We start from the raw sequence: 13,213 nt of genomic DNA on the forward strand, positions 1-13,213 counted from the left end.
ATGAAGGTGTCCCCTGGAGGGGGATGCCTTTTTTTGTTTTTGCGTTCCTGTTTCACATAAGAGTCCACTTTCTCAACATATTTCTTCTTTCAAAGTCGTAGTTAATAGCTACGGCTTTTTGTTTTATAATGAAAATGTTTGTATATAAGTAATTTTGGAGGAAAATCTGTTGAAACAGAATAACACTTTGAATGTTAGGAGATTAGTGGGAGCAATTCTTCTAGCTATTTTTGCTGTGGGAATAATTGGTTATTCTCAGTATTTACTTGAAATTGCGTGGGTTGGTCGAGTTAGACAATTCCAGCAATTTTTGTATTTTGATGGTGCATGGGCAACTGGCTTAGCTATCTGGTACTTCGTAACTTTGAAAAGACCCACTAATAAGAAGGCAGAATTAATCGTTAAGATTATTTTCTTCATTGTTATTGGGTTGAATGCCATTTATGGTGCCATGCTAGATTATAGTGATGCCGCTATTTACGGTGTTGTGTTGATGATTTTTTATGCAATTGGCGGCCCTTGGGGTAAATTAGGTTATCGTAAGCATCCCTACCAAGATGTGGATGTATCTACTGATGACAAGCAAGCTGAGAAAACTACACAACCTACATCTCACAAGCCATGGTATAAAACTTGGTCAACTTGGGTAATTATTGTTTTATCAATCCTGGTTATCTCCATGGGCTTCTTCATTTTGACGGATGGCAGCTTCAGAGATTCGTCAGATTTTGATGCTAATACTAGTCAAAATACTAATAGCGGTCACACATTGAGTGTTGATTATAAAAAATACCAAATTAAGGCGATGAAAAATTACCGTGTCGACTACACCGATCATTCTTGGGATGGTGGAGATGTAAGAATAAACAAGGTCATCATTTATCAGACTGCTAAACCATACATGTTTAGCTCATCAAATGATGGTAAATTTAATATTCACGGTTTTGCCAGAATTTACATGACTGTCAAAGCGGATGACGATGTTTCAATTTACCCAACTCAAGGAACATATAATTATTCTGATGGTGAACAACATGGCGTTGATAGCTCGGAAAGCTGGGATGGTGATATTAATGATGGCACAACTAAGTCAGGAACTGTCACTATTCCAATTCAGCATTTGAAGAATACTTCGTCGCTTAAAAGCATTCGCATAAAGTTCGATGCTTCTGCGCAAGATAATGATGATGGTTCTTTGGACAAGACATTTGATTTAACAGTTGATTTGAAATAATCGGGGAGTAGAAATGAAAAAGAAAATAATTGAGATTGCTTTAGCTGGGATGGCTGTTCTCGCATTGACGGGATGCCAGAACAATAAACAAAATAGCAGCGTATCTAAGACAAGTGGTAATGCTCAAGTTAAAAAGAATAATGGTGGCAGTACCAATAATGGCGGCGGAAAATTTGGTCACAATTCTGATTCAAATGATGATGCTTTATGGGATTCAGACAAGCAGGATAAGCTTGATGATTTCTTCGATGATTGGGCCGACACAATGGACCAAGAATATGACAAGTATGATGGTGATGGTCAAATTACTACTGCTGCTGGTGAAAAGTTCCCACGTGATTTCAACCGTGTGTACATTAACAATCAAAAAGTATCGTTGGCTTATAACCCAGATGGTAAAGGTGATGCCGACTATAATGTAGTTGCTATTTACAACCACGATAGCGATAAGGCCCCACTTGAAGGCCATATTACATACTTCTTCTCATTCCATGATGGTAAGCCAATTGTTTTGGTTGATGAGACAACTAATGGTGACAAGGTAATGGTTAAAGAAACTGCTAACCAGGATTTGATCAACGGCTTCAATTCAATTGCTAATGGTCAAAATGCTTCTATGCCTGATAAAGACAGTGATGATAGTGATGACAATAAGGCTTCAGATGATGATTCAGCTTCAGAAGACCCTAAGTTGATTGGAGTGTTTATTGGTTTATTAAAGAATGGTGACTGGTTTAAGAGTAATTTGAAGGATGGCACCATGTACTTTAGTAAAACAGCTGGTCATGGTAAGACTGCAGGATATGATTGTATTACCACTGGTGGTTCGCCTGCTTCATATTACTGGTTCAAACAAGACGGTGACGATATTACTGTGAAGTACAGTGATCCTGATCATGTCGTTGCTGATGGTGTTTACAAGACTGAGCATTATACAGTGGATCGCCTAAAGTCAGATTATTATGTTAACTCAGGTCAAAAAGCTGAAGTTAATGGCTATGTAGATAAATTGAAGCCATTGAGTGAATTAGGTAATTAGATAGTAGAAAAAATAGGCGTCCCTGTTTTGGGGATGCCTATTTGCATGGATATGAAATTAATCAACAACTTGTTTCAAAACCTTTTGATCATTTTGAATCAACTCATCGAGATATTGTTCAATAATTGCATTACCGATGTCGCTACGAGGCACCTTTTTAATATCCGTAATGCTTGAATTATCCCAAGTAGCGTAAGTTGTAGCGGAACCGTCACGACTACTCAGGCGATTGATCACCGCGATGCTGTCGATACAATCGTTGTGAATTCTGTGGCGCTTTTCATCAAGTTCATGGAAAGTTTGACGATATTCTTCGCCGCTTTTTTCTGCCTTCCAAGCAGCCTTTTTATCGTCGAATCGTATCACTATTTGACCATATTTGGTGAAATTAGTTAGACAATCCTTGGCAATATCTGCGATCATATCATCTTCGTCGTGCAAATATTGGATGAGAATTTCTGGATGAAATCCAACAGTTGCTCTCATTTTCTTTCTGATAGCATTCTTGATTTCGTCGTGGGCATTTTGATTGTATGTGTCGACAATAGTTCGTAAATCACTGGCGTCGTCCAATATTCCGACTTCTTTTAATAGTTGACCTACTTTTAAAATATCTTCCTTAGGATTATTGCTATTAGGAAGATTGAACATTAATTGATCTGCTTGCTCTAATTTTTCGATGTCTTTGCTTGTCATGATTGGCTCCTTTCTGCTTACTAGTATTATTATTATAACTACTAAAGTACATTAATTTCGTGCAAATATGACAATAAACTAAACAACTAAAATACTGAGTTTATAATAAAAAATGAGTTTCATCGTATTTTTAAGTGAGGTAGATATAGAAGATGATTAATTATTATAAAAAGGCTTGGAAAGTTGCTGGTGAATTAAACAAGTTTCAGTATGTAAGATTGACAACTATCTTATGGATACTTGCAGTCATTGATGCATTGTACATTCTTGCCACCTATAATTATGCAGGGTTCAGTAGTTTAGGTGCAATGATAGCTAATATAATTGAAGCAATTATTATCGCAATAGTTCTATGTGTGTTGACTTATGTTAATATTAGATTCTTCCCGTGGGCTAAGCACGTTTCAAAATTTGAAAAGTCTTTGCTTCAAGATATGGAAGATAGTGGTAATCAAGCCTACCAGGAAACAATAGATGAGGGCCCTAGAGATAAAATGGTGATTCACGAACACCCAGAGACAAGCATAGTTCAAGATGATGCACCACAAAAAGATACTACACCGACTAATGTTCCATATAGCGAAGTACAAAATGTTAAAGCAAAATATGGTAGCAATTATGAAATTCGTAGAAATACAGGTGGTAGTACACCAGTTAATGTTCCTGAAACTTCAAATATTCAAAAGAATTATGGTTCAAATTATGCGGTTGTTGCAAAGAAACCTACTGATGATGAACCGACTACTAGAGAAGTAAGCTCCGTTGGCTATGATATAAGTTATGTACAAGAAAGTTATAAAGAATTTATTCGACGTGCCAAAACAAATAAGTGGTTAGAAGCTTTTCGAGTATTTTTAACTCGTATGTTGCTTTATCCAGTACTTAATACCATAATTAATTTTATTTTGTGGCCATTTTCATTTTTAATTGGTGCATATAAGATGAGATCTACTGTTAAAGCGCAAAACAATAAATAAAGTGTATAATAATACACAGATCATACCTCTCGCAATGACAGTCTTTTCTATCAGCGAGAGGTTTTTCATCATCAATTTTTGTGCATATATGACATAAATTGGTCTATTTTTGTTATAATACGCCTGAGGCAAAACCTCGTACTCTATATCTTAAAAAATTAGTATTTTCAATTAAAATTTTGTATATTTTGAGGTTGAGCTGGTCCCAGATTTTCATCTGGGACTTTTTTTATTGCAAAATATGTATTTTAAACAAAAAATACCTGCATTTAAAATAACGGGTGTTGTCATAGTAAACGAAGAGAGTTAAGAGTTGAATGTGAGGTAATTCTTATGAAAAACGAGGAAATGACTTTAAACACTGCTGATGAATTCAAGTTTGCTGAACGTACTTTTACAGCAAAGGACATGAATGAAATGTTGGCAGAACAAGGCTGGGTAGCAGCTTAATCAAGATTTTAAAACGCGACTAATTCTAATTACGGCAGCATCTGCCTGCCTCACATATTAAAAATGGAACCTGATGTGATATGCATTGGGTTTCATTTTTGTTTTTACAAATAAAAAAGGCATCCCTAGCAAGTGAATGGGAAGGATCAGCTACTCACTTGAAGGGATGCTATTTTGGTAGGCAGGCTTATGCTTGCAAGCGTTCTTGTTCATCATTTGGGTCCAAAATCGGGTTTAAATTATTATTCATTCTTGAGATAGTTTTAAGCATATCTTCTGATGATATCTTAAGGTTGATGTTTTCGGTCAAAGCAATTACTGAGCAGATCAAAAAGAGGTCAACTTTGATATCGGCGTGGACAGATTTCTGCAAGAAGCGGAGCAACGATGCCGGTCAAACGATTGATGACATTTTCGTTGTTGCAGATGACTTCGTGAATCAAGCCTGAAACTTCCTTGAAAGCTGCCATTAAACGCTCGTTCAATTCAGAAATGGATTTTGCGGTCTTGTAGGAAAGCTTGCTCTTGAAACTACCCAAAGCAATGGACAAAATTTCGTCTTGTAAAGCTTCTTTGCTGTTGAAAATGTGACATAACTGAAAAATGTCCAGCTTTGGCAATCTTATTGATGGTGATATTTGAAAAATTACCTTTGTTGAATAATTCGTAGCCATATTCTACGATGAAAATTCTCTTTTTAGTTGATGTCTTAGTCATACTAAAAAAACTCTTTACTCTGAAATTTTGTTTTTGAAAACTAATTTGCAGTTTTCATAACTTTTTGTCTTGATTGAATAGAGCTTGAGCCATATTTTGGGTAAAATCATTCATGAAGGAGTTCTTCTTTCCGTATGTGTTTTTTTGTTCAAACCAATCATACGAGAAAGGAACTCCTTTTTCTAATGTTTCAAGAAATTAATTTAAGGAATTATCCATCCTTACACAAACTATTTTACGGTCTCAATCCCAGCATGATAGCGTTAATTTAAGTTAATATAATTGCTAAATAATATGGTAAAGATTTAATATTATATAACTAACATGGAGTTGATAGAGTATGGATATAAGAATAACAAATACTAAGAATCGGATTCAGGATGGCTTGGTTAAAGCGGTCCAAGAGTAACCATTATATAAAGTGAAAGATAAAGACATAATTGAGAAGTCGCAAGTTTCTGCGGCCAGTTTTTATAAGTATTATTCAGATAAGAGTGAAGTGCTCGACGATTTGGAAAATGATTTGATGGCAAAATTTAGAAAAGCAGTTGCAAAGGATATTAAGCACTGGCAAACTATGAACCATTCACTAAGTAAGAAGGATATGGATCGTTTGATTGATCAAAATATTAACGAGCTGATCAATTTTGCTACAGAAAATCATGAGTCTGTTTCTACGCTTTTGTCGAGAAATGGTGATGCTAATTTTCCATATCGGATCATTGAGTACTCAACTAGGATGATCGAACGAGCAATCATTTATTACTACAGTCTTTATCACCAAGAGCGTCTCTTGAGTAAAAAGAATACCAAATTGCAGTTCATTTCAAGACAATACGCTTTGGCATTCTTGGAGCCATTGCTCATTTGACAACATCATTCAGATCAAATGACGGTCAGAGACATCAAGAGCATGATCAAGTTGAATGTGATGAAGTCACCATATGAACTTTCAACGCATGGTTTGTAAAAATTGAATAATACTAAAAAAGCCCCGCAATCGAAATGACTGCGAGGCTTTTTTGTAGAAAGGAGGTTAACCAATATCACAAAATGAACATGGAAAAATCGTAAATTAATTTTTTATTGTAAAAACGTTCTTACACTATTACTAACAATTTAAGATCGAAAAATGGGCCAAATTCGTTGTGAAAATTTTGTGCAAATAAGACATATCTGTTGGATTTTTTATAAGAAGTGCTATGATACAAACGTAATTAGATAAAATTTTAGATATCGAGGCAATATTTATAATGAAGAAGAATTTTATTAAACATAGTAGTGTCGTCGTAGCCGCATTATTGGCAGCTGCTTCAGTTGGCGCAGCAACTGGTAATGTTAAGGCTGATACTACAAATACTGTAACCGAAAACGGTCATTTTGAGACTGTAACTACAGATAAGGGTAGCGAAGATCAACCCAAAGCCAATACTACTGCAGGGACTAAAGTAACTCCAAAAACTGATAATCCAACTTCATCTGATAGTAAAGGGGATCAATCAGCTCAAGGTGGTCAAAAGCAAAATACTCCAGCTTCAGGTACTCAAACTGGTAACAATACTTCAACTGGTAATGCAAGTGACTCAACCAACACCAGCAAAGCCAATGTAACTCAAGGTTCAAACACCAACGCTGGTTCAACCATTGGCAACACTACCAACGGTTCAAACCAAGGTACTACTAACAATGGTCAAACCACTAACGGTTCAACTACCACAACTGGTACTACAACCAACATCAATGGTACCCAAAACACAACCAACTCAAACACTACTGCTAACAACAACTCTAGTGCAAACAATTCTTCAACCTTTACTAGCCAACAACCAGCAGACAACAACTCAAACTCAACCAGCTCAACTACTTCAACTAGCACCACTTCAGCTGCTAAGCCTGTAGTTCGTATTGCTCAAAGATCTTACGTTTACACCAAGAGCGGCAAGATTGCTAGAAAGAACGGCAAGCGTGTCGTTTTGAAGAAATCATCAACTCGTTCATTGAGCAACGCTAAGTTGGTAACTATCAAGGGTCAAAAGTACTACCAAATCGGCAAGAACCAATACGTTAAAGCTTCAAACGTTATTGCTCCAATCAGAAAAGCTAACGTAAGAGCCGTTGTTAAGGGTAGAAAGAACGCTAGAGTTCGTGCTTACACTTCAACTGGTAAGCGTACTCGCAGCTACCTTTCAGGTAGAAAGAGCTACAAGTTCACTGCAAGACGTAGTATTAACGGCAGAACCTACTACAAGGTTTCAGGCAGAAACTTATGGATTCCAGCAAGCAAGTTAAATATTAGATAATTTGCGTTAAATATTAAAGAAGAGTCGGATCAATTTTCCGACTCTTTTTTTTGCAAACAAAAAAGTGAGGCTTGCAAACACTGTAATCCTCACTTTTAATATCCAGAACACAGATCAAGCGCCTGTCTACGCTAGAGGCTCCTGGCCTGATGGGTGTCTCGATATGTGGTATTTTTTATATTTCGATTGAAAGAACAATTATCATCTTCAATATTCAATATCACAACAGCACCTCATTTCTAAATCTGGTTTTGTTGGTTTTTATAAAGTAAGCGCTTACCTTATCTAAACTTAATATATCATATAATCGCCAAATTTTGTAGTCTTTTAATTCTGGAAACGGCAAAAAGCGTTAAAACATGTTACATTAGATATAGACAATATATTAATTCTTATTTTTAGAGGTAGAAATGATTAGACAAGCAAGAAAAACAGATTTCCCATTTGTATATCCTATTCTTAAGCAGATTTTTGACGAAATGCAGATGAAGTCGATTGAAAAATTGCCCGAAGACCAATTCTATAGTTTGATGAAACTGGGCTTTATTTCAGAAGACTATCGTTATTCTTACCGCCGTGTTTGGGTGGATGAGAGAGATGGCAAGATTGTCGGTATTCTCGACATGTATCCATACAAGGACCAAAAGATCATCGATGTTGTTTTGCGTCACAACTATGCTAAGACTGGCTTGCCAATTTCAACAGTGATTTTCGACGATCAAGAAGCTTGGCCACATGAATGGTACATCGATTCTTTGGCGGTTCATCCCGACCACTGGGGTGAAGGAATCGCCAGCAGCTTAATGGACGAAGCTGAAAAGATTGCTAAGGATCACGGCTACAAGATTATTAGCTTGAATGTGGATAAAGAAAATCCACGCGCAAAAAAGCTCTACGATCACAAAGGCTACGAAACAGAAAAGTCAATGACAATCGGTGATCGTACTTATGATCATATGATTAAGCATATTTAATGAGAAAAGGGATGCCGCGTGCATCCCTTTTTTATACCTTCTTCGCTAACATGAATCTTACTTCATTATAGATATCGCATGCATTCTTTTCGCGTTCGTGAACCAACCAATCGGTAACGTGTGAGAAGAGCACAGAAGTGATGCTCTTAATGTGGACATTTGAATATTTACTGCTATGCAAGTGCTTTTGCAACTCTTGGAAAAATGTATTGCGGATTTCTTGGCAAATGTGACGAGATTTATTTTTAGATACAAGATGATAAATGTTGGTGTAGAAAAGACGAGTCTGATCGATATGTTCTAAAAAAGCAAAAATAATTTGTTCAGTGTCGCAATTACGATGGTTGCGAAAATGCTGACGGATATTGTATTGGATAACGTCACAGAACATATCAGGCATATCTACATAAGTTCTATAGAAAACGCCGCGCGTGATGCCAACTGTCTTACAAAACTGAGTAACAGAATATTTATTTCTTAGTCGGTATGTTAATTCTTCCTTCAAAATCTTGTTTGCGATGAGTGTATTCAACTCATTCACCTCCCCTATATAATAACAAGATCAATTGTGTCCCCTTTTGATTTATAGATATAAAATATACCAGTAGTACAAAAATATAGCAATAGTATTTTTGATAAAATTTGATTTAAAGCTCGATATAGGCATGATTAATGGGCTAAAGACGTTTTTGTATGATATTAAAAATTTTTGAGAAATAAAAAACATGGCTTAATATAAAAAGGGCAGGTTGTATGAAAATCTCATACAATCTGCCTTATTTTTGCAAATTAAAAGAGCCCAAATAGGTGACTGAACCATTTGAACTCTTGGATTAGGAACTTTATTAAAATGAAACTACAAATTCAGATTAGCGATTAAATTTCTTGTAGTTTTGAATGTAACGTTTTGCAACACCCATCATGTGAACACTGATCTTGCTTGGGTCATCCTTCAAACCACTGAAGCTAACACCAAAGTACTTAGTCTTAGCATCGTAGTTTTTAGTACGGCAACCAAGTAAGTCACCAGCGTGTTCCCATTCAGTGTATCTTGAAGAATCATTCATTTGACTATCTGAACCATAGAAACCACCGAAAAGCATTTGCTTAACATTAAAGTAAATTTGGCTCTTCAATGCTGACATGGTACGTACGTTAGTGTGATATTCAGATGAGATAGGTAAGCCAGCTTCGTCTTCATAAACTTGGCCCACTCTTGAATTAAGGCCTGAAGCTTTAGCTGCACGTTCGATACCTGGAACATAGTGATCAGCATCCCAGCAAGATCTGTTGTGATCGTAGTATTGATCAGCTACACGATCAGCAAAGTGTAAAGCACCAGTCTTGTAAGTCCAAGATTGCTTGCCGAGTTGGTTACGAGCAGAGTTGATTAAACTTAAAGTGTATTTACTTAATTCAACCTTTTGACTGTTAGTTAATTTAGTCACGTTAACTAAAGTGTTGTCAGAACCTGCACCGCTATAAGTGTTATCCTTCATACCTTTCTTTGAAGCGTTGATTAAGGCCTTGCTTGCTTTACCAGTTTGGTTCCATTTAATAATAGCACTCTTGGTATAACCAGATGGTAAAGTGATTGAAGCAGCTTCAGCAGTAGAAGAAGTTGAAGTATTTCCATTGTTTTCCAAAGCGGTAACAGCACCACCGGCTAGTGCGGCAGCAATACTAAGGGTTAATAAAAGTTTAACGTTCTTTCTCATTTTCCTAATCCCCTATGTTTTGAAATTTCGTTTTAATAAAGTATTTTTATCTTAATTCCCGATGTATAAACTCAAAGTTTGAGAAGTAGTCGGTTTCTCAAACATCCGCTATAAGTTTCTTCAATAGATAAGATTAGCAGGATTAATAACAAATTCTATATGCGTAAACATTTAATAACGGATTTAGAAATAACAAAGTATATAGTTTTGCTACTGATTTGTAGCTAAAAGGTTGCTGCTGCGCTATTTTGCTGTCAGAAATAATAAACCTATACGGCTAATAAATAATTTTGTTTTTTTTTACTAAAAAATGAAATATATAAAATAATTAATAGATATAACCTATGTTATTTTAGATAAATAAAATTATCAAGCTAAAGATTGCCGTCATACCGGCAAATATAAGCACTTCCTTTATATTAACTATATGAGTATATAAATAATAAATAGGAATAATTGCTAGTTTGTAAAAAAACATAATATATGGTCAAAAAGGCCACCTTTGACTAAATATGAAGGTGAAAACTATATAAAATAGCCAAAATATTCATTATCTCAAATTAATGCTATACGTTATACAAAAAAGACCTCATTTGAAATAACAGCTGGCTGAAACTGTTTCTGACTTAAAACAGTCTTTTTTATAAAAAGGAACGTGACATACATTGTATATAAGGTAGAAAAAAGGCTTTTAGTTTACTAAAAAATATTTCACGAGGCGAAACGAGTTCCAAGCCACGAAACAAAGTCCGAAGCTATTGAAAACGGATACATTTAGCAAAATTGATGGTATAAATATAACCGTAAGGTAAATGAAACGGAAAACATAAAGAGATAAAAACTTATCAAAGGAGAGAATATAAGATGAACGGTAAGAAATATTCAGTAGTTATTGCCGGTGGTGGTAGTACATTTACACCAGGATTTGTACTCGACTTAATCAAGAGTCAAGACAAGTTCCCAATGAGACAATTGAAGTTCTACGATAACGATGCAGAACGTCAAAAGAAGATTGGTGAAGCTGTTAAGATCATCATGAAGGAAAGAGCTCCACAAATTAAGTTCTCATACACCACTGATCCTAAGGAAGCTTTCACTGACGTTGACTTCGTAATGGGTTCAATTCGTGTTGGTAAATACCACATGAGAAGCTTGGATGAAAAGATTCCATTGAAATACGGCGTAAATGGTCAAGAAACTACAGGACCCGGAGGTATGGCTTACGGTCTTCGTTCAATTCCTGCAATCATTCAAATTATTGACTGGATGCAAGAATACTCACCAAATGCTTGGATGATCAACTACTCCAACACTATTGCGATTGTTGCTGAGGCTTGCCGTCGTCTTCGTCCAAACGCAAAAATTATTAACATCTGTGACATGCCTATCGATGACATGGACAGAATGGCAGCTATCTGTGGCCTTGACAGCTGGCACGACATTGACTTCAACTACTACGGCTTGAACCACTTCGGCTGGTGGAAAGAAGTTAGAAACAAGAAGACCGGCGAAGACTTAATGCCTAAGCTTAAGGAATACGTTAAGGACCACGGTTACTGGGTAGGCGGTGACTACGACAAGGATACTGAACCTTCATGGGAAGCAACATTCAAGAAAGTTGCCGACGACTACAAGATGGACCAGAAACCTTGCCAAACAACTACATGCAATACTACTACTTCCCACAATACGAAGTAGCAAACGCAGATCCAGAGCACACTCGTACTGATGAAATTCGTGAACACCGTCAAAAGATCGTCTTCGGCGAATGTGAACGTATCGTTAAGGCTGGTACCGCTAAGAACAACATTTGGGACATCTCAGGTTTGCACTCAGAATATATCGTAGATATTATTCACGCTATTGCTTACAACACACACGAAAAGTTCTTGGCAAACTGCCCTAACAATGGTGCTATTTCAAACATGGATCCAGACTCAATCGTTGAAGTTCCTGCATTATTTGGTGCTGATGGTATTCAACCTATGGCAACTGGTAAGGCTGGCAGATTCCAAAGAGGTTTGATGATGGAACAACAAACTTGTGAAAAGTTGGTTGTTGATGCTTATGTTGAACATTCATACCAAAAGATGCTTCAAGCCTTTGCTTTAAACAAGACTGTTCCAGATGCTTCAGTTGCTAAGAAGATTTTGGATGACATGATTCCAGTTAACGCTCCATACTGGCCAGAATTGAAATAATCCAAACTAAACTACACACCTTATAAAACAAAAAATTGAAAGGATAACCGTCAATGTGGCGGCTATCCTTTTTTTGGTTAACATGATATTCTTTGAGTAAAGGCAAAACATAGGAAAGAAAGGAAAAAGCAGATGGATTTAGAAGCAGCAGTCATGAAGAATAAAGAAGGCTTTAACGAAACTGACAAGGCGATTGTGAGCTATTTATTGCAATATCCAGAAGCTGCCAGCAAGTTGAGCCTGATGGAATTAGCTCAGAAGCTGTATGTTTCTAAGTCCGCTATTTTCCGTTTGAGTAAAAAGCTGGGACTGAGCGGCTTTAGCGAATTGAAGTTTGAACTGTCTGAACTAACAGCTAAAAGAACACAGCGTGAAAAATATGCACAAGGGCTGGATTTTGACGCTAATTTGCAGAAGATCCTTGAAGAGACTGTTAAGTATTTCAAGGGCCTGAATTTGACCGATTTGTTCAATGATTTGGATCAAGCTGAGACGATCTATATTTATTCAACTGGTTGGCAGCAGCAAATTATCGCGGAATATTTAGCCCATTCCTTTTTCTTAATTGGTAAAAAAGCGATTATTCTGCCGAGTGCACGTGATGAGGTATCTATGCTGGGACGGTCAGTTGCAACCAATGATATGCTGTTTGTGATTTCATTTGGCGGTTTTAACAAGACGATTATTGAAGAATTGAAAAAGATCGATGCGGTCAATAATCAGCTGAAGCTGGTTTCTTTGACCAGTTGGCAGCCAGGGAAGATTGCGTCGCTGAGTGATTACAGCTTCTTCTTTAGAACGACACCGTTTCAATTCAGTAATCAAAATGCGGTCACGTTCAGCTCAGCCTATGTTTTGATTGATTTGTTGATGAATGAATACGGCAAGCATTGCGGTTTGTAAAAAT

The 13,213-nt window shown here is 36.5% G+C and carries 12 protein-coding genes and 1 pseudogene; 8 read left to right on the forward strand and 5 right to left on the reverse strand.

What is annotated here, in order from left to right; translation table 11 throughout:
* The first annotated feature begins 169 nt into the window (after positions 1-169).
* Positions 170-1,234 (forward strand): hypothetical protein, encoded by a 1,065-nt coding sequence (locus tag JCM1039_RS11700; RefSeq protein ID WP_025015008.1) that lies wholly within the window; start codon positions 170-172, stop codon positions 1,232-1,234.
* Between the two features lie 13 nt (positions 1,235-1,247).
* On the forward strand, positions 1,248-2,273 hold the full coding sequence (locus tag JCM1039_RS05645; protein WP_025015009.1) for an Lreu_0056 family protein: 1,026 nt from the start codon (positions 1,248-1,250) through the stop codon (positions 2,271-2,273).
* Between the two features lie 57 nt (positions 2,274-2,330).
* On the opposite strand, the gene JCM1039_RS05650 is transcribed toward JCM1039_RS05645, so the two are convergent.
* Positions 2,331-2,969, reverse strand: coding sequence for a DUF3232 domain-containing protein (locus tag JCM1039_RS05650; RefSeq protein WP_025015010.1), 639 nt, complete (start codon positions 2,967-2,969; stop codon positions 2,331-2,333).
* Between the two features lie 152 nt (positions 2,970-3,121).
* On the opposite strand from JCM1039_RS05650, the gene JCM1039_RS05655 reads away from it, so the two are divergent.
* Positions 3,122-3,946, forward strand: coding sequence for a hypothetical protein (locus JCM1039_RS05655; protein ID WP_025015011.1), 825 nt, complete (start codon positions 3,122-3,124; stop codon positions 3,944-3,946).
* Between the two features lie 637 nt (positions 3,947-4,583).
* On the opposite strand, the gene JCM1039_RS12180 is transcribed toward JCM1039_RS05655, so the two are convergent.
* Together JCM1039_RS12180 and JCM1039_RS05670 are read right to left on the reverse strand one after the other, a co-directional pair.
* Positions 4,584-4,769 (reverse strand): hypothetical protein, encoded by a 186-nt coding sequence (locus JCM1039_RS12180; RefSeq protein ID WP_155831136.1) that lies wholly within the window; start codon positions 4,767-4,769, stop codon positions 4,584-4,586.
* Complete coding sequence (locus JCM1039_RS05670) at positions 4,735-5,070, reverse strand: hypothetical protein (protein ID WP_025015012.1); 336 nt, start codon at positions 5,068-5,070, stop codon at positions 4,735-4,737. The genes JCM1039_RS12180 and JCM1039_RS05670 overlap by 35 nt, the downstream gene beginning before the upstream one ends.
* 464 nt (positions 5,071-5,534) lie before the next feature.
* Between JCM1039_RS05670 and JCM1039_RS10845 the strand changes: the two genes are divergently transcribed.
* From JCM1039_RS10845 to JCM1039_RS05685, 3 genes are all read left to right on the forward strand, one after another.
* On the forward strand, positions 5,535-5,984 hold the full coding sequence (locus tag JCM1039_RS10845) for a TetR/AcrR family transcriptional regulator (protein ID WP_236692590.1): 450 nt from the start codon (positions 5,535-5,537) through the stop codon (positions 5,982-5,984).
* A 382-nt stretch (positions 5,985-6,366) separates the two neighbouring features.
* On the forward strand, positions 6,367-7,413 hold the full coding sequence (locus JCM1039_RS05680; RefSeq protein WP_025015013.1) for an SLAP domain-containing protein: 1,047 nt from the start codon (positions 6,367-6,369) through the stop codon (positions 7,411-7,413).
* Positions 7,414-7,823: 410 nt separating this feature from the next.
* Positions 7,824-8,387 (forward strand): GNAT family N-acetyltransferase, encoded by a 564-nt coding sequence (locus tag JCM1039_RS05685; protein ID WP_025015014.1) that lies wholly within the window; start codon positions 7,824-7,826, stop codon positions 8,385-8,387.
* 31 nt (positions 8,388-8,418) lie between these two features.
* Here JCM1039_RS05685 and JCM1039_RS05690 read toward each other — a convergent pair whose 3' ends face one another.
* Together JCM1039_RS05690 and JCM1039_RS05695 are read right to left on the reverse strand one after the other, a co-directional pair.
* Complete coding sequence (locus tag JCM1039_RS05690) at positions 8,419-8,919, reverse strand: hypothetical protein (RefSeq protein WP_025015015.1); 501 nt, start codon at positions 8,917-8,919, stop codon at positions 8,419-8,421.
* A 337-nt stretch (positions 8,920-9,256) separates the two neighbouring features.
* Positions 9,257-10,105 carry an SEC10/PgrA surface exclusion domain-containing protein gene (locus tag JCM1039_RS05695; RefSeq protein WP_025015016.1) on the reverse strand — a complete coding sequence of 283 codons (849 nt, stop codon included), beginning with the start codon at positions 10,103-10,105 and terminating at the stop codon, positions 9,257-9,259.
* 864 nt (positions 10,106-10,969) lie between these two features.
* Between JCM1039_RS05695 and JCM1039_RS10850 the strand changes: the two are divergent.
* Both JCM1039_RS10850 and JCM1039_RS05705 read left to right on the forward strand, forming a co-directional pair.
* A pseudogene (locus JCM1039_RS10850) lies at positions 10,970-12,306 on the forward strand (family 4 glycosyl hydrolase).
* A gap of 132 nt (positions 12,307-12,438) precedes the next feature.
* Positions 12,439-13,209: a MurR/RpiR family transcriptional regulator gene (locus JCM1039_RS05705; RefSeq protein WP_025015017.1), complete on the forward strand. Its 771-nt coding sequence runs from the start codon at positions 12,439-12,441 to the stop codon at positions 13,207-13,209.
* Positions 13,210-13,213 lie beyond the last annotated feature (4 nt).

This window comes from Lactobacillus kitasatonis DSM 16761 = JCM 1039 (assembly GCF_000615285.1).
In the GTDB taxonomy this organism is placed as follows: Bacteria; Bacillota; Bacilli; order Lactobacillales; family Lactobacillaceae; genus Lactobacillus; species Lactobacillus kitasatonis.